The sequence below is a fragment of the Candidatus Nitrososphaera gargensis Ga9.2 genome (genome assembly GCF_000303155.1).
In the GTDB taxonomy this organism is placed as follows: domain Archaea; phylum Thermoproteota; class Nitrososphaeria; order Nitrososphaerales; family Nitrososphaeraceae; genus Nitrososphaera; species Nitrososphaera gargensis.
The window spans coordinates 1,540,391-1,556,338 of record NC_018719.1; the positions used below are offsets into that span (position 1 = coordinate 1,540,391).

Annotated in this window: 19 protein-coding genes; 8 read left to right on the plus strand and 11 right to left on the minus strand. The window is 47.4% G+C overall.

Annotated elements, in window-relative coordinates:
* Positions 1–6: 6 nt before the first annotated feature.
* Complete coding sequence (locus NGAR_RS09245; protein ID WP_015019441.1) at positions 7–516, plus strand: hypothetical protein; 510 nt, start codon at positions 7–9, stop codon at positions 514–516.
* Here the strand turns inward: NGAR_RS09245 and NGAR_RS09250 are convergent.
* The 3 genes from NGAR_RS09250 to NGAR_RS09260 form a co-directional block, all read right to left on the minus strand.
* Entirely contained in the window at positions 513–1,646 is a 1,134-nt protein-coding gene (locus NGAR_RS09250; RefSeq protein WP_148681243.1) for a DUF3179 domain-containing protein, read from the minus strand. The genes NGAR_RS09245 and NGAR_RS09250 overlap by 4 nt on opposite strands.
* On the minus strand, positions 1,636–2,166 hold the full coding sequence (locus tag NGAR_RS09255; protein ID WP_015019443.1) for a hypothetical protein: 531 nt from the start codon (positions 2,164–2,166) through the stop codon (positions 1,636–1,638). Before NGAR_RS09255 ends, NGAR_RS09250 begins: the two co-directional genes overlap by 11 nt.
* A gap of 154 nt (positions 2,167–2,320) precedes the next feature.
* Positions 2,321–3,004 carry a PDDEXK family nuclease gene (locus tag NGAR_RS09260; protein WP_015019444.1) on the minus strand — a complete coding sequence of 228 codons (684 nt, stop codon included), beginning with the start codon at positions 3,002–3,004 and terminating at the stop codon, positions 2,321–2,323.
* 145 nt (positions 3,005–3,149) lie between these two features.
* On the opposite strand from NGAR_RS09260, the gene NGAR_RS09265 reads away from it, so the two are divergent.
* From NGAR_RS09265 to NGAR_RS09275, 3 genes are all read left to right on the plus strand, one after another.
* Positions 3,150–4,490, plus strand: a complete 1,341-nt coding sequence (locus NGAR_RS09265; protein ID WP_015019445.1) for a cupredoxin domain-containing protein — start codon at positions 3,150–3,152, stop codon at positions 4,488–4,490.
* Between the two features lie 345 nt (positions 4,491–4,835).
* Positions 4,836–5,579 carry a DsbA family protein gene (locus tag NGAR_RS09270; protein WP_015019446.1) on the plus strand — a complete coding sequence of 248 codons (744 nt, stop codon included), beginning with the start codon at positions 4,836–4,838 and terminating at the stop codon, positions 5,577–5,579.
* 17 nt (positions 5,580–5,596) lie between these two features.
* A complete protein-coding gene (locus tag NGAR_RS09275; RefSeq protein WP_148681244.1) occupies positions 5,597–6,100 on the plus strand; it encodes a hypothetical protein in 504 nt (167 codons plus the stop codon).
* A 78-nt stretch (positions 6,101–6,178) separates the two neighbouring features.
* Here the strand turns inward: NGAR_RS09275 and NGAR_RS09280 are convergent, their stop codons facing one another.
* The 3 genes from NGAR_RS09280 to NGAR_RS09290 form a co-directional block, all read right to left on the minus strand.
* Entirely contained in the window at positions 6,179–6,382 is a 204-nt protein-coding gene (locus tag NGAR_RS09280) for a C2H2-type zinc finger protein (RefSeq protein ID WP_148681245.1), read from the minus strand.
* A 360-nt stretch (positions 6,383–6,742) separates the two neighbouring features.
* The gene (locus NGAR_RS09285) at positions 6,743–7,408 is read right to left on the minus strand and encodes a DUF7482 domain-containing protein (RefSeq protein WP_015019449.1); all 666 of its coding nucleotides are present in this window, start codon (positions 7,406–7,408) and stop codon (positions 6,743–6,745) included.
* A gap of 2 nt (positions 7,409–7,410) precedes the next feature.
* The gene (locus tag NGAR_RS09290) at positions 7,411–7,926 is read right to left on the minus strand and encodes a hypothetical protein (protein WP_148681246.1); all 516 of its coding nucleotides are present in this window, start codon (positions 7,924–7,926) and stop codon (positions 7,411–7,413) included.
* 61 nt (positions 7,927–7,987) lie between these two features.
* Between NGAR_RS09290 and NGAR_RS09295 the strand changes: the two genes are divergently transcribed.
* A complete protein-coding gene (locus NGAR_RS09295) occupies positions 7,988–8,377 on the plus strand; it encodes a winged helix-turn-helix transcriptional regulator (protein ID WP_015019451.1) in 390 nt (129 codons plus the stop codon).
* Between the two features lie 117 nt (positions 8,378–8,494).
* On the opposite strand, the gene NGAR_RS09300 is transcribed toward NGAR_RS09295, so the two are convergent.
* The 3 genes from NGAR_RS09300 to NGAR_RS09310 are packed head-to-tail and all read right to left on the minus strand — an operon-like array spanning position 8,495 to position 11,564.
* Positions 8,495–10,384 (minus strand): VirB4 family type IV secretion system protein, encoded by a 1,890-nt coding sequence (locus tag NGAR_RS09300; RefSeq protein ID WP_148681247.1) that lies wholly within the window; start codon positions 10,382–10,384, stop codon positions 8,495–8,497.
* Positions 10,381–11,079 (minus strand): hypothetical protein, encoded by a 699-nt coding sequence (locus NGAR_RS09305; RefSeq protein ID WP_015019453.1) that lies wholly within the window; start codon positions 11,077–11,079, stop codon positions 10,381–10,383. Before NGAR_RS09305 ends, NGAR_RS09300 begins: the two co-directional genes overlap by 4 nt.
* A 47-nt stretch (positions 11,080–11,126) precedes the next feature.
* Complete coding sequence (locus NGAR_RS09310; protein WP_015019454.1) at positions 11,127–11,564, minus strand: GIY-YIG nuclease family protein; 438 nt, start codon at positions 11,562–11,564, stop codon at positions 11,127–11,129.
* Positions 11,565–11,710: 146 nt separating this feature from the next.
* Here NGAR_RS09310 and NGAR_RS09315 point away from each other — a divergent pair, with 146 nt between their 5' ends.
* Positions 11,711–11,950 (plus strand): AbrB/MazE/SpoVT family DNA-binding domain-containing protein, encoded by a 240-nt coding sequence (locus NGAR_RS09315; RefSeq protein WP_148681248.1) that lies wholly within the window; start codon positions 11,711–11,713, stop codon positions 11,948–11,950.
* A gap of 144 nt (positions 11,951–12,094) precedes the next feature.
* Here NGAR_RS09315 and NGAR_RS09320 read toward each other — a convergent pair whose 3' ends face one another.
* Complete coding sequence (locus NGAR_RS09320) at positions 12,095–12,619, minus strand: GNAT family N-acetyltransferase (protein ID WP_015019456.1); 525 nt, start codon at positions 12,617–12,619, stop codon at positions 12,095–12,097.
* A 378-nt stretch (positions 12,620–12,997) separates the two neighbouring features.
* Between NGAR_RS09320 and NGAR_RS09325 the strand changes: the two genes are divergently transcribed.
* Positions 12,998–13,255 (plus strand): hypothetical protein, encoded by a 258-nt coding sequence (locus tag NGAR_RS09325; RefSeq protein ID WP_015019457.1) that lies wholly within the window; start codon positions 12,998–13,000, stop codon positions 13,253–13,255.
* A gap of 10 nt (positions 13,256–13,265) precedes the next feature.
* Positions 13,266–14,000, plus strand: coding sequence for a hypothetical protein (locus tag NGAR_RS09330; RefSeq protein WP_015019458.1), 735 nt, complete (start codon positions 13,266–13,268; stop codon positions 13,998–14,000).
* A gap of 17 nt (positions 14,001–14,017) precedes the next feature.
* On the opposite strand, the gene NGAR_RS17530 is transcribed toward NGAR_RS09330, so the two are convergent.
* A complete protein-coding gene (locus NGAR_RS17530) occupies positions 14,018–15,826 on the minus strand; it encodes a hypothetical protein (RefSeq protein WP_015019459.1) in 1,809 nt (602 codons plus the stop codon).
* Positions 15,827–15,948: the final 122 nt, after the last annotated feature.

Consider the following 15,948-nt stretch of genomic DNA (forward strand, 5'->3'; position numbering starts at 1 on the left):
CATAACATGGCCTACATAAGACTCGTAGCAGCCACAAAGGACAAGCCAGCCGTTGCAGCGTTAGCAGCTGCAGGCATTTTCTTGCTCATGCCTGTCTTGCAGCTGGTAAATACGCCACTTGCATTTGAGATATGGTTCCTCGATCTTTACCAAAAGCCGCCAAGCTCTATAGCATACTTGGCCTTCTCCGTCCTGTTTGGCATGTTCATTTCATTATATCTGTATGCGAAGAACAAGTGCTTTGACTGCAGACCGGAGAAGGCTAGGGCGGGGTTTGCCGGCTCTGTTGTCGGGTTCATGGTAGGTGTGTGTCCTGCATGCTTTTCGTTTATAGGAGTACTCTTGCCCCTTGGACCAACTCTGTTTCTCACGTCCTACTCCCCGGTATTCACCGGAATCTCGATAGCTATGGTCCTGTTCTCGATATACAAGCTTGGCGGGCTCAAAAGGCAGGTAGCGCAGGGCACGTTCTGGAGCAACCCTGGCGGGAGATTTGATCTTCCATCTGATTCCTAGTATAACTCAGTCCCGGGATGAAATGCCGCCCACGCGAACCAGAATCCTTGATCAAGCGGCAGCCGTTGTAATCTCTTGCCTGTCATCTCTCCATCCGTCGCAACACCATCAAAACCCCATACGCTTCCAGTCTGCCTGTCAGTCATGACGCCGTCTTTGTATTCAAATTCAAGAACCTGGTCGTCTACTGTCCTCTCAAATACCCTTGTCATGAACTGATAGTGTGACGCTATCAGAACAGGCCTGCCGGCAAGGTCGTCGTTTATCACATGTTCTTCTTCTATCTTCGACAGCTGGTAAGCGCGGTACACGCCGTCGTGCTCAAGCCCGATGACTATCTCCTTGGGACCGAGCCTGCTGTCGTGGTTTGAAATGGGGAAGTATATTGACGGGCTCGTGTAATAATCGCCGTAGGGATCCGCACCGTAGGGTCTCCCAAATCCTGTATCCGCAGATAGCACTTTGGCGTCAGGATACAGTCCCTTCCATTCTCTCCAGTACGCTAAATCGAACGGGATTCTTTCGAGCTTTGTACCTGCATACTTGCCCACAATTCCCTCACCAAGCGCTTGGCTCCATAGTGATTCGCTTGCCCTGTCATACATCACAAGATTGTTGTTGTATAGTTTGCCGGACGTCCCGAACTCCAGTGTCTGACCATCTACCATACGGTTGAAAACCTGATTTGTAAAGCACAGCGGACAGTAAGTTACAGCGACGGGAACACCGCCGACCTTGTCATTTACAATCTCGTGCCAGACTAGAATCTGTAGCGGGTACGCCCTGATGTCGCCGTTGATGTCAAGACCAAGAACAATGTCAGAATCTTGCAGGAATTTGCCAGCTTCTGGTACTGACACGAACCTGGGCTTGTCGATAGACGGAATCCCATCCCTGGGTGGACCGCCACTGACTATCTGATCAAGTGGAACAATGGATCGTGGTTTTGTGGTGTCTTTTCCGCTCAGAGGATTGACGTTTGCCCTGTCCTGATAGTCAGAACCTTGGTTTAGTACATTTTTCCCCGTCATTACACCCACAAGGATGGCGACAACCACGGCGGCAGATACTGTTGCCATGATGGTAACGACAACCTTCTTTTTGCTCATTCCTGCCGTTCTACCGGCCATGGTTTGAACCTCTGTCTTTGCCCTGTGCTAGATATTTTCGCAATCTTAACTCCCTGTTGAGTTTGAATGCAGATAGGCCTGCAAAACCAAGCACAATCGAGAGACCTATGTACGAAAGTGGTGTAGAGTACTGGATCAGGACAACCGATAAGGTGCTTCCAAAAATAGATGGAAGAAATGAAAGTATGAAAAGCCAACTTCCACAGCAGCCAAGCGGTACAAGAGAAAAAAATGAAAGAAATGAGCTGAATGCAGTGCTGCCCGAACCGGCGCCGACGATATGCTTTCTCTTATTTAGTTGGCAGCCCATCCTTTTGCCATAGCTGGAGATGAACGACTGTGTCCCTGTCCCTGCCGCCGTGCCAAAGATGATAGGCGAGTTTATTGCAAAAGCAGTATTGACTGCAGCAAGCGGAGGAAGACTAGGGGTTGTCACAACCACTATGAGAAGATAGGCCGCTATCGTGATCCCGCTTACAGCAAGACCTCTTGATAGTGACCTTTTGGCATTGTAACTCAAATGCATCATACTGGGCGATTCGGTCACGACTATGTAAAGGGATTTTAATTATTTAATTTGATATTTGAACAGTTCAAGATCGGCTTTGGCAGATAAAGTTGCGCCAGGGAGGTCAAATTTCCGTTGTTAATTTGGAGTGATCGGACAATCACCATCATGGTTGAGCACTCCTGATGGAGTCGCTTATCACCAGTAATTTGCCCAGTGTCGTAAGCTTGGCCAATATTCTGCCCCTGTCTCCCTTTTCAACCTCTAGCAGTCCTAAATCTACCAGGCCCTTCGATTCCCTCGAACCCATGACATGGTAGCTTAGCAGCGGCTTTCCATACCCGGATGCCTGTTCCAGCTGCTCAAGACTCTCTATAGAACCGCCCTGGTCGTTTATGGATCTCAGAATCTTGAGCTTGGCATCAGATATTACTTCATGATAGCTCAGCTTGAGGACAGGCAAGAGCATCGGCATCCCCGCTTCATCCATGCCAAAAGCCTTGATGCCGTTGACAAACGCTGCAGAAAGGGCTGCACAACCCATCAACTTGTCACCGCAACTGACATTCATCAATACCTGCTGAAATTCCCTGCCTTCGCGACCGAGGATTTCGCTCACCCTCTCCATGGTGTCCCTGACGACGTTTTCTCTTGCAACAACGTTGACAGTCACGCGTATGCCCAGAACATTTGCGAACTTTTTCGCAAATTCTTCAGCCTTTTGCTTATCTGTGCTATAGCATAACAGTGCCAATTTGTGTATCGGAAAGTTTCGGATGCCTGACGCTATTCCTTCCTGACCATCGTTACCAAACGTTGCTATTTGCAAGGTCGGGGTGGTCTGAGCCATGTATCCGATGACTCCAATAACGGTAATAAGGTTGATGTCAAACTGTTAAAGATCTCCTCAAACTCCTAAAACTGGGGACGCCTCCCCTTACCTTTAACTGTTAAGGGTGTTCCTGAATGATTCTAGGCAATGCATACATAATTTCATGTCGCAGCCGTTTCCAATGAATTCCACAGGCATACTTGGCAGCAAATTGCTGCTGGCTGTTGTGGCGTCCGGGGCGCTACTGACTGGGACCTTGTTTGGGATAACACAAACAGGTGTTATCTCACCGGAGATCCAGCAGGCAGCAGCCCAGGGCACACCTGCAGCAACACCTGTAAACGAACCGCAGAAAGTGGACCTTGACGGTGTTACTGTTTCTTTTGAACTAACGCCAAAGGAGGTACACGCTGTAGATCTGGTGAACATGAACATCAAGATAACCGACACCGCTTCTGGTGCGCCATTGTCACACGTCGACTGGGCAATCATAGTAAAGGACCCAAGCGGCAGAGAAGTCTACAAGACATCCACTTCGCATTCTCACATGGGAATAGAGAGCTTCAGCTATGCATTCATGCACCCTGGCAAGAACACGGTGCAAGTACAGGTGGCGTCACTTGGACCCAAGATGATGGGCATGGACGTGCCAAAAGAAGCGCAGACCCGCGTCTTCAAGTCGGGTGACCCGATGAAGAGCCCCGAGGTTGACCAGACCTTCTTCTTTGGTACGCGGTCGCATGACTTTGTCGTAAACGTTGGGAGCCCCGGCGGCGTCAAGACGATATCCACCGACATGGGTAAGAAGGTAGAGCTCAGCCTGTCAACAAACCCTGAGACAGTGATAGCAGGGCAGCCTACAACCCTGATACTGGATGTCAAAGACGCGACAACCGGCAAGCACATCATGCATCCCGACGCCCTCATGACAGTGAGGCAAGGCAGCTTCATCCTGACAAAATCTGCACCTGCAGGGAGCCCGATGATGCCCATGAACGGTGCCTACCATGGCCACACTGGCCAGATGGCATTGACCGTGGTGTTCCCTACAACCGGGTTCTACATCATTGATATAGATACAAACTCACTCCCGGTGTCAGATGTGCAGTATGGTCATGCAGGCGCCAGATTCAAAGTGCTCGTAACGGAAGAAGATGCAGGTTCAGCTGGGAGCTCAAAGGCTGCATCTGCAACAACAGCTACTACCACCGCGCCAAACCAAGTAGCGATACTTGGACAGGCAGCGCCATATTTTGGACCTCAGAGCCTGACCGTCAAGGCCGGCACTACCGTGACTTTCACAAATAGCGACTTTGTCGTCCATACAGCTACAGGAACCGACGCGGCCCCTGGTAATGTAGCGCCTGCACCAAACGACACTTTCGACACAGGGATACTCGGTCACGGAGAATCAAAGCAGATAAAGTTTGACAAGGCTGGAACGTATAACTACTTCTGCATGATCCACCCGCAGATGCGGGGAACAGTTACTGTAACAGGCTGACCAAAGCCAAAGCCACCCTCCCTCCCACCTTTTTTTGACTCTGATTTCAATAACAATAATCTGTAATTCCAAGACGATTGAGCCTGTCCGACTCGCCAGAACCCATGTATTATTGGAGACACAAAAACCCAAAAATATGAACCGGAATTTTTTCTTACACCATTTCTTGAACGCCCAAGGGTTATCTACAATTTGAGGGATGCTACAACAATTCAAAATCTTTTTGTTAGATCCTGATATTATCATTATCATCTTGCCTGCAAAGTCGCTTAAATTATTCAAGATATTCTTTATTTGTTGCAGGTATTGCTTTAAAGGAAGTAATCTGAAAACTACCACGCGGATTTGAGCTACAGGAGATCGCAAAATACTGCCACTAAAAAGGTGATTATTGCTGCAGCTGGCGGCGTGGCTGCTCTGGCCATGTTGACAGTTGTTTTTATGTATTCAAATTCCTCCGAAAGCAAGCAAACCACAGGTTATAGCGAAGTGCAGGGATTATCCATCGCAACTTCAACTGATAAATCTGCACTTTCAACTTCAAACATCAAGGGGGAAGGAAGCCCTCTATTAGGCAACCCTTCGGCACCAATCACCCTGGTAGAATTTGGCGATTTTCAATGCCCTAATTGTGGACGGTTTGCCAGGGTAACAGAACCGCAGATCAAGGAAGCCTATATAGACACAGGAAAGATAAACATGGTATTCCGACACTTTCCGGTCATAGGCCCGGACTCAGTTACAGCGGCCATGGCATCACAATGTGCAAATGAACAGGGCAAGTTCTGGGAGTTCCACGACGCCCTGTATAACAATCAGGGAGCAGAGAACAGCGGTTGGGCAAATGCGAATAACATGAAAGCCTTTGCATCAAAGATAGGTTTGGATAGGGAGAAATTTGATTCCTGTCTTGATGGTGGGAAATACAAAGGGTTTGTCGAGAGTGACTTTAACTTTGCCCGGGACTATGGTTTGCGCGGAACGCCTTCCTTCCTGATAATCAATGGCGACGGCTCCAATCCTGAAGTACTTACAGGAGCGTACCCATTTGCTACATTCAAGGCAACAATAGACAAGAGGGTGGGGTAAAGGTCAGGTCGTCGGAAATGTCAGTTGTCGTGCTAGCCCGCTCTTTTAGAATGGTATTTTCAAACAAGGCATATGTAGCCCTGGCTGCCGCGATAGCAGGGTCATTCTGGATCGTTCTTGCCACATTTGATCAATTGCTATTCTTCTCACCTGTGGTGGTATTCTATTTGCCATCAGATGCAACAATTAACTTTACTCTTTCCAACATTATGGCGGGAACCGCTGGCATAGTTGTAAGTATGAATGTGTATGTGCTCAGACATTCAAGGCTGAAACTTGGAACATCTTTGTTTTCGGGCTCAACAGCAGGTGTGGTATCAAGTGCATGTGCAGGCTGCTCGTCTTTTGGGTTCCTTCTTGTAACGACGTTTGGAGGGGCAGGTGCAGCTGCTTCAACATTCCTGTCAGTGCATCAAATACCTCTTCGCCTCATCTCAATTGGATTGTTGTTGTGGTCTTACTATTCTGTACATAACAGGCTCACAAAAAGCTGCATCATGACTGACGGTCACAATAGATAACATATATTGCAGGTGAAAAATTATGGAATCCCAAAATCGTTGAACAATAATGGCATATTTCCAAGGACAAAAATAAAGTTACATGTGGTGTTTTTGCCCATGCTCCTTTAACTCGACTTCGCTGTGAAAAGTCACGCCGCATGCCTTGCAGGCGAAATGCTCGTGGTCAGAGTGGTCGTGCGTCTCACCCATGTGCATCTTGCCGTGCTCCATAAGTTCCTCTTCAGACTTGAATTTGGCTCCACACGCTTTGCATTCGACCTTTTTTCCAAATAATTCCATGTTTGGTGTTTGACCGGCAACCAATAAAACAATATCCTCAAATGCTCAAAGAAAAAGTTGAATGGTTGAAATGCCAGCTAGGAATTAGCCAATAGCGTCGGCGGCCCTTGCGATGACTCCAGATAGTGCAGAATGGATGTATGGATAGATCCACTAACAATTCCAAGAAATATATTGTTACAGGAGGCGGGATCGCAGCTGTACTTACAGAACCGTTACGATGGGTTTTACGCGAATCGCAGGAGATCGAACTAGATGTTATATGCTCCTGCAAGGTCCATTTTACTCAGGATTCATCTCTGGTCACTGTTTGACAGCCACCCCTACCGCTTTTCCGATTGCGAGGGAAAAAGATGCGAGTTACCTCCGGCCCCCTTGCCACTTGACTATAGGCATATTGACCACTACTCCGGGGTTTGATACGGTCATCTCACCTTTGGCCTCTGCATCCTTTACCTCTTCAACAGAGTGGAGTTCCCTTGCAGCTGATGGGTCATTCCAGCTAACGAGCTTAACTGTCCGAAGAGGAGTATAATCCCTGTCTGTGGGCACTGAGCTGAACACGTCCGGCTGGAATCCGAATGGCCCGTTTCCTGCAACGCCGTTTGTAAATACATACACCTCACCAAGAGACGACAGAGGGACATCTTTGAGGCTTGGGACAAAGATTACGGGGGAGCCCATCATCATAGTTAGCATCGAGGCGACGCTCTGATCGGACGCTTCAGTGTGTATGAACAAGATCTCTTGCCCGCTGTAGAATCCCATGACGGGTGGCACGGTGACAGAGGCGGCGGAATTCATTGACTGCATGCTCCGGCCCCGGTCCAGTCCGTTCTCTAAGGCCGCGTTCTTTTCATTTGCAAGCTGTAATTCTGACTCCAGCGCAGTTATCCTCGAGTTTTGCTCTTGGACTTGTTTTTCAAGACCCGGGGCAACGCTTGCTAAAATCGCAAGGCCAGCTCCTACACCTATTGCTATGCCTATTGCAATTCCAATAGATGCGACGATCGCATTTGAGGCCAAGGTCAATCACCGGCTACCTTATCGCCCACGCCACAGACATTTTGATGCGGCGGCATTTTTGCCATCCAATAAGTTGAAAGCGTCAGGGCCGCAACTGATATCATCTTGAATTCCAGACCCTGTAGCGGAAACAATGTGAGGCCTCCTGCGGTTCCAAGGACTGCTAGCAGAGGTGTGGTGCAGGCTGGACATCCTGGCGCAAAGGCCATCAACGTGCTGCCAAACGCTGCTGAAGAACCGCTCCGCCTTATGGCAATCAATTTTGCATTTTTTATCCTGAATATTGCAAGAGATATGTTGATTCCTGCCAATGCAGCAGCGGCAAAGGTTAATGCTATCGACGTCGTAACATACAGTGGCCCCAGCATCTCCAACGCACTGGAGACAGGAACCGCGGATACTGTCAGGTAATAGTACAGCAGCCCCAGTCCGGCGGCGACAACAGCAGACAGCAACGCGTAGAACGGTCGCCTCAGAACAGCTGACAATAATTGAGGTTTGTTGGTCTTGTCAACCATTACACCATTAGTATCCAAAAGAAACTATTTAAAACATGGAGTATATCCGGAGATACTAGATATGCCCAAGGAAAGCAATGGAGCAGCATTGTTTTGCCCACTGCAAGGAGTCATTGACATAGTAAGCAAAAAGTGGGCTCTTTTGATAATAAACGAGATAGGCAACCACAAACGAATCAGGTTTAGTGAACTAAAGAGCGAATTGAGAGGGATAACGTCAAAGACGCTCACCAACACGCTGGACGACCTGCGGGAAAATGAGTTGGTTGTTCGGCAAGCATTTAACGAGACTCCTCCAAGAGTAGAGTATGGCCTTACCAAGGACGGCATTGATTTACATCGTGCAATCATCCCGTTGCTGCAATGGGCATCTTCAAGAAAGGGGGCCGTGGTCAAGGAATGTTCTTGTAAAGCACTGAAGAGTTTGCAACAATCAAGAAAAGTATTGTAAACATAATGCAGCCACCGTGATGACTTCTGCAGTCTTCCGTAGACGACTGTCACTGTAGAACCAAGTTCCTCCGAAGCTCATTGACGGCCTATTATTTTGACAAAACCTGACGAAGGCTCACACTTGGTCAGAGGGTTTTGTCGTAAATATCTGCTCTTCCTCCTCAGAAGCTACGAACTTGATTGGCACGTGCACGTTCTGCGCTATCAGAAATCCGTTTCCCGACTCCAGCTCCACAAGATGCTCCCTTTCTCGTTCAGACAGGCCAAAGGCCCTTGCAACTACATCGGCAGACAACTCGTCTTGCCTGAGCAGGATCTTGGTCGCGCTGTTTTCAATTATCGATCTTCCAAGTCCCGGCTTTTCGTCAGACTCTCCCAGGACATCAGCTGCCCTCTGTGTGTTGATTATGAAGCAGACATTTCTCTTTCTTCCAAGCCTTGCAGTCCTCTCCAGAAATCTGGCTGCCGCAGGAATCGCCAGATACAGCCATGCTTCATCCACAACGACTACCTTCTGCACTGCTCTTGGCAGATGTGATTCGTCGTTTATCATGTTCCATACCTTTCCGAAGAGCAGCAAGGAAAGTAGGTTCTTTTCGATGCTGCTCTCAATGTCTTTCATGGAAAATACCATCCGGTTTGTGAATTCTACCGGCTTGCCTCTAAAGACGTGAGCCAATGTGCCATCACCAACAAGATCTTTCAGGTAGCCCCGCATTTCCTCGGGAGAGTTGTTGTAGAGTGCCTCTATGTTGTCTGCCTTATTTGCGATGGTTCGAAGCGTCGCATGGTAGTCTTGCGGCAGGCTGGTTATGGATGCGATTATCTCTGAAGCGTCTATCGGGGAATAGATTTTCAGCGGGTCTAGACCCATATCCGAATGCGGATCAAATTCAACAACATTAGCTTCCAGTACTTTTCCAACTTTCATGTATTCGTTTTCTGGGTCAAAGACAAAGAGGGCAGCATCTGGATTTCTCTGCAGCATCCTACTCACAATTATCTTCGTTGAAAACGACTTGCCGCTGCCGCTTGTGCCAAGAGTCGATATGTTGTAGTTGTCGTGCATAAACACGTCGTAAATGACTGGAGCACCAGTGAGCTTGTTTGCCCCTATGAATACGCCATCTGGCAGTTCGACTATGTCGGCGGATACGAATGGAAAGAGTGTTGCAGCAGTAGTTGTATCTACAACAAGCCTCTTTCCCAGGTTCCCTGCAAGCAAATGCCCTTGAACAAACCTTGGGCTGTCAATGTAGAGCAGCCTGGCCTGTAGCGTATTTTTTAGCAGTTTCACATTCCTGTTCAGGTCCTTCCTATCTTTTCCGCCAACAACGAAATTCACCATTATCTTAAACAATCTTGTCTGGCCGTTTGTTAGAAGCTCCAGAGTCTGATGTGCCATCGTATACCTCTGGACAAGTTCGTAGGGTGATGTCCTGCGTTTTTGCTGGTCTGCAAGGATCATTCCGCTGAGGAACTTTGCATATTTGTTCATCTTTGCTGTAGCCTGCTCCTGCATTATTGGGACAATTACTATCGATACCTCATCGGCGATCCCATAAGTCTCGCTAACAAAGCCTTCAACAAGAGTGCTCGACAGCTTGTACAGGGTAAATGTCCTGACCATCTTTCCTTCAGGGAGTATCATCCTGTCACTCATCTTTCTGATGATTGTTGTATACGATGGAATTTCCGAAATTCTGTTGTATAGCAGGCCAAAACTTGACAGCCTGTCGTCGATGTTTTCCTCACTTTCAACAAAATACCGGTAGAACTGCATATCATAGAAATCGTCGCCGATAGGAATTCCCTTGCTGCTCCTCTTGGCTACAAGTCGGATTCCGCTATTCAGTGAATTGAGAAACTGTCTGAACCTCTCGATAAGTTCCTGCTGCTTTGAATTTGGCAGCATCACAAAGTTCAGCGGCTGTACTTCATAGATGTATTTGAGACGGTCTTTACTCGATAATTCAGCCAGAAAGCCTGCTGCAGGGATGTTCAATTCCGCGCCCCCTGTGCAGTCTTGGTCGCCGAATGCGGTCGTTCTGCCTGCTGTCGCATATGCACGTCGACGGTTACGTTCTTTACAATTGCGGCATAACCATCAGGTTTTACTTCGATTGTGTTAATGCCTAGTTTTGGTACAAGAGGAATGGTCAGAAATCCCTCCTCGTCTGTCAGCCTTCTTCCTATACTCTTGCCCTCAACCAGTATCTCGCACCCCCTGTTGGGCAGTGGACTACCTGTTTGTGGGTCCCTGACAAGAACCACCAGCTTCTGCATCTGAGCATCATGGACATCGTCGCCGGCATCCAGCATAGAAATGTCAATGGTTTCTGAACCTCCATGCACTGAATTGACAGGCAGCGTCAAAATAGGAATCTTGTTCTTTTTAGTTCGTCCAGTACCTCCTGCACCGGTTTTCGGAGCAAATAGCGCAAACACCATGGATTGCTCGGGCGTCAGTGTCTTTATTCTCTGAAATGCAAATGCGAGACCAAGTATTACAAGAAGGCTTGTTACGGCAACCTTTAGCATGTCATCACCTACGCTGTTAAAGGCCGCCCATGCAGAGATGCCAAACACAAAGACTATGGCAACCTGCCTTACAGTCAATTTGCCGATGGGCGTGTCAAAGAACTTTTCATGAAGGAAGCCTATCTCTTCAAACCATAGCGACCTTATTACTTCAGGCATGTATACAGCAGCATAAACTGCGAGGACTTAAAACGCAGAAATCCGTATCAGACATGCAACGTGATAGGAGATAATCCCAACACAGAGAATATCTCTTTCATCTCTTGTAACGACTCATCAATTGACATATCAATCCTATAGAGATGTGAGTTGCAGTTACAGTCGCTTGAGCCAAAAGCCGGAACCCTATTGGAGAATGTCTTAGATGCAATCGCTTTGCTGACTTTACATTCGACTCTCTTACTCGTCTCTCCCATTATCGCATATTCTATAGAGGCGTAAGGAGAGCTTGTCAGATAGTCTATATGCCAATGCATGTTCTCCTTCCTTTTTGACAGGTGTCTGGATATCCTTGGCTCAAGGCCATTGAGGGCTGAACCGACATAGGCGTAGACGCCTTTCTCAAAGCGCAGTCTACCGAGGGAACCGGTTCTTGCGGTAACAGGCCTGCCAATATGCATCAGGAGGACGTAGACACCGTTCATCTAGGTTAGTATCGACCTGTCGAGGATGTGGAAAAAGTTTTTCGTCGTCAAGATTCCGGTGTTTCGTTGTTCTGTAATGCAAAATCACAGGCGACAAACACGGCTTCAACAATGCGGTTATTTACAGGCGCAGCCATTTGTCATTCATGACCATGAATGAGGTGTTTGTGGAGGTCACTAGGAAAGGTTGTGTCATGATACCAAAAGCGTTCAGAGAGAAACATCACATCGAGGGCAAGGCGCTCCTTGTTGACACCAAGGAAGGAGTTCTGATAAAGTCCATTCTAGATCCTCTGACAGAGAAAGGCTCCCTGAAGAAGCTCTTTGCAGGCAGAACAACAAAGCAACTGCTCAGGGAGGCTAGGTTCGAGGAGGAAAAAGCATAACGAACAACTTTCAAGTTCGTATGCATACAACATCACCATTATGGTGATGTTAGCGACATACGCACTCGAGTACGCGACAGAACTATGACCGGAGAAACGGGGGCAACCTCTCCAGGAAGCCGGTGGCCTTCAGGGCTTGGTGGTTCACTGTGCCTGAGCGGTTCTTACATACATCCAGACCTTGCTGCCTGTGCTTTCCCGTCCCGCATGAACGAATCCCCACTTTTTGTAGTATCCTGCCTTTTCCCTGTTTGTTTCAAGACAGAGTACCGCACACCCGACCTTCTGGCCCACTTCTATTGCAAGCCCTAGGCAGTATTTGCATATCGATAGCCCGATTCTTTTGTTACGATACTTCTTGTCTACGCCCATTTGACCCAGTAGCATAGCGGGATAGTATTTTGTAGTCGCACCTTCGACTGCGTGACCGTCAGCAAGTTTCTTCACTTCTATTGCAGACATGGATACTGCACAGAAGGCGACGACCTTGCCATCGTATCGGACAGTGTAAACTCTGCTTAAGTTGCTGTCTTCATAGAGTCTGGCTTTCTTGCGTATGAATTCGTCTACTCCAAGAGGATCGGACCCATCATCTTCGGTGAAGTCATTGTTTGAGAAATCGTCTTTAGGCGTAAAATGGGAAAAATCAAGGTCGTCTGGATTGATCAAGTCCTGCAGTGCTTTTTGTAGAACTGGTGAGCATCTCTTAAAGATTCCTTCTCTTTGCTAGAAAGAGGCCTGGACATGTATTTCAGAAACTCTTCGGCATCCTTGCCCTCCAGAACAGGAACCTTAAGATCGGTGGTTGCCATGTTATCGACGTGTTGTTCTGGAACAACATCTTAGATAAACCTTACTTTGTAACCAGGTCGTCTGGAAACCCGGGTTGCAAGGTAGCTTTCAAGGTAAGAGATTCCCGACCAAGACTTGACACGCTTCGTTAAGTGCCGTAGTTATGACCGACAATGGGTTTTCAGATGGCATCTGTACGCACCCAAGACTGCGACATACAATAAAGATTTATAGATGATAATTACATATAGATATATGGTCGGTAAAGACAAGAGAACGTGGAGCCTGAGGCTATCTTCTGAGACCATTTCAGTAATCGAGAGTATCATGCTTGACGTAAAGATGGATATGATAAAGAAGCAGAGAGGCAGATGGAGCGTGCCGGAGGACGAGGTCTTCAGGGCTGTAATGAAAGAACACCTTGAATGCATCGGGAAAAAAGACAAAGAACGTTATCAGCAACTGGTTAAACAGATCGAAGAGACCGGAGGAAGCGGATTCTTCAAGGAGTGATTATTGACAAATGATAATACTGCAAAATGGAGAACAACTCATCAGGAAAGATGGTGCCGAGCTATTCAGCGACGAAAAGAAGTTCGGAAAGGGTACGCTCTATCTCACAAACATAAGAATGATGTTTGAAACGGAAAATGGTATGGTGCAACGGCTTATTGTTTTACACTCTATCCAATCTGTAGTTCCAGTCAAGAAACACGAATTCACCGTTTCATACATGAACGATGACAGTACCGGAATATTCACGGACAGATATAAGATTATGGATGGAGAGAAGTGTGAAGACTGGATTGAAGATTTCCGAAACATATGCAATACTTCCATGTTATCTGGCGCAAATTCGGTCTATTCGAAATCTACAACTGAAGGCAGAGAAAATAGAATAGAATCTTTACAGGACGACAGACAGAACGTAAATGACGTAGTTGTAGATGTAAATTCAAAAACACTTTCGTGGAAAAAGATTGAAGGCTGGAGGAAGTTTCCTGATGAGCATATCTGGCAAGGTACCAAAAGACTCGATAGCATGACAAATGAAGAATGGCATGCATTCAAACAAGAATCATTTGCTTTGGATGATCGGCTCTTCAAACTGAAGCATGAATATCTGAACGCAAAGAAACGCGGAGATAAACAGAGGTGTGCAGAGATCGGAGAAGAAATGCAGATAATCAATCTGGAACTTACTGGAAGAAAAGTAATTCCATTCAAAAGTATAACTCGTGAGCAGTTCTCAGAATGAACCGAGTCATATAACTGCTAGGAATCTGGGAACAGGCTCGACAAGGAAACTATTGTATCAGAGTAATTCATTTTTCGTTCTTTCAATCTCTTCTCTTGTCGTAGTGTCTCCACACTATTCCTGAGCTTAGATGGGAATTCTTGTCTTAATCCAAGTAGATTCGATATCGTGTGTTTTGGTAATTGTCCTTTCTCCTCAACTTTCCTTAGGTTTAATGATATCCTGCTTGCAAGTATTGGATTCTGTTTCATCAGATTCAGGTCATTTCTGAACTTTTCTGCAGTCTCTTCTGGTTTTGTAGAGAGTGAAGGTTGTCCTAACGACCTAGCCAGTATGTCAGATAGTTGTTTATCGTCTAAATCCATGATGTCGTTAATGTATTGCCACCCATGCTTTGCACTTTCTCCTTCTATTGGCTTGAACGCCATATCAGATATCGTGCCCTGCATATGCAGCAAAGCTGTTTTGTATGGAGCGCTGCTTCTGATGGAATCGAGACCCTGCATCGACTGTCTTGAAACCTGGATCTTGTCCGGCAACGCATTTGGACCTATGCTAATGCCTTTGGTAGCTTCCAGCAGACCTTTACCATAGCCCTTTGTTCCACCAAGGGTCATGGCAGGAGCCATTATCCTCAGACCGTCTGTGAATCCTACAACCCTGTTGCCAATGTCTGCAAAAGTGCTTCCGCCAGCAAATTTGGTGGATGGGCCAAACACCTTGCCAAAGCCGCCCGCAGTCTGCATAACCGACGTACCGGCAGCTAAAGCACCTCCTCCTGCCATCGCACCGATAACCGCAGCTCCAGTTCCAGCAGTTGTGACCATGCTGACGGTGCTTGAAAACACACTGCCAACTTTGGGTGCAAGAACGGTTGGCATCAGAGCGGTTGCAACCAGAGTTCCAAATGCTGCAAGGACGGATAGCAGACCACCCCACTCCGTTGCGACTTCATAGCCGAACTTTAGGAATATCGCCGCTATAAGGCTTGCAAGTATCAGACCTACCTCCATCTCTATCAGCGAGTCCGCTACGCCTTTGGTAAGGGGAATCAGCCTCAAAATCAGAATCAGAGGCATCATGACCAGGATGGCGCCTACAAAGAATATCCGGAGGGTTCCAAGAATCGCCACGGCAAGCAGCTCTACAAGAACAAGTATGAAGACAAACACAGATAATATCGTCTGCACAATGCCCTGAGGAACGTTGACAAACTCGGGGCTAATTGCTGCCTTCAAAAGCCCTGTTATCTCCCCATTCTTCAGTATCATCCCAGAAGACGGGTCGGTTATCACGTTGAACATAGTGGCAGTTGTATTGTAGATTGGGAGAATCAGGAAAAGCACAACCAGCGTAAACAGGCTGCTGGAAAGGATATGCGATGCAGTTCCTTCCTTCAATATTCCAAAGTTCTCTACAGCATAGCTCAGGCCTGCCATCAAAAGCACAAACACAAAGAAGAAAAGGGCAACGTTCTGGATCAAAGGATATACCTCAAGTATCGCAGTCTCGACGCCGCCGTTGTTAACTGATGGGTCAGCTACAGGCAGTTTCACAAGAAAATAATAGACGCCCTGTTCGCCACCGACGCTGTCAAGGATCCAGCCAAAAGCTCCAGCTAGGCCGTCTGTGAACGCCTTTACTGTCAGACCAAACATCTGCCCGAAGGCATCTGCCATGATCGACACAGGGTCCGGTGCTATCGGCACTGGTGGCGAGGAGTCAGATTGTGAAGTACTGTCGGCACTATTGCTGTCAACAACGATGCCACTGGCAGCAGTAACAACGACCATCAGGAATGCGAGGATTGCCTGTGCTGGATCCAACAACACTAGTATTCATCAGAAAGCTGACCTGTGTTCTTAAAAGGCTGAATTATTGCAGGCTCGGGAATTGGGCGACTATTCATTCCAAATGAAAAGAAAAGGTCGTAATCTACACAACTTCA

Excerpts from the sequence above, each read along its gene's own strand:
- NGAR_RS09305 (WP_015019453.1), bottom strand. The coding sequence starts at position 11,079 with ATGCCTGAAGTAATAAGGTCGCTATGGTTTGAAGAGATAGGCTTCCTT.
- NGAR_RS09275 (WP_148681244.1), top strand. The coding sequence starts at position 5,597 with ATGTCAGTTGTCGTGCTAGCCCGCTCTTTTAGAATGGTATTTTCAAAC.
- NGAR_RS09295 (WP_015019451.1), top strand. The coding sequence starts at position 7,988 with ATGCCCAAGGAAAGCAATGGAGCAGCATTGTTTTGCCCACTGCAAGGA.
- NGAR_RS09250 (WP_148681243.1), bottom strand. The coding sequence starts at position 1,646 with ATGGCCGGTAGAACGGCAGGAATGAGCAAAAAGAAGGTTGTCGTTACC.
- NGAR_RS09330 (WP_015019458.1), top strand. The coding sequence starts at position 13,266 with ATGATAATACTGCAAAATGGAGAACAACTCATCAGGAAAGATGGTGCC.
- NGAR_RS09280 (WP_148681245.1), bottom strand. The coding sequence starts at position 6,382 with ATGGAATTATTTGGAAAAAAGGTCGAATGCAAAGCGTGTGGAGCCAAA.
- NGAR_RS09260 (WP_015019444.1), bottom strand. The coding sequence starts at position 3,004 with ATGGCTCAGACCACCCCGACCTTGCAAATAGCAACGTTTGGTAACGAT.
- NGAR_RS09265 (WP_015019445.1), top strand. The coding sequence starts at position 3,150 with ATGTCGCAGCCGTTTCCAATGAATTCCACAGGCATACTTGGCAGCAAA.
- NGAR_RS09325 (WP_015019457.1), top strand. The coding sequence starts at position 12,998 with ATGGTCGGTAAAGACAAGAGAACGTGGAGCCTGAGGCTATCTTCTGAG.
- NGAR_RS09245 (WP_015019441.1), top strand. The coding sequence starts at position 7 with ATGGCCTACATAAGACTCGTAGCAGCCACAAAGGACAAGCCAGCCGTT.
- NGAR_RS09315 (WP_148681248.1), top strand. The coding sequence starts at position 11,711 with ATGACCATGAATGAGGTGTTTGTGGAGGTCACTAGGAAAGGTTGTGTC.
- NGAR_RS09310 (WP_015019454.1), bottom strand. The coding sequence starts at position 11,564 with ATGAACGGTGTCTACGTCCTCCTGATGCATATTGGCAGGCCTGTTACC.
- NGAR_RS09290 (WP_148681246.1), bottom strand. The coding sequence starts at position 7,926 with ATGGTTGACAAGACCAACAAACCTCAATTATTGTCAGCTGTTCTGAGG.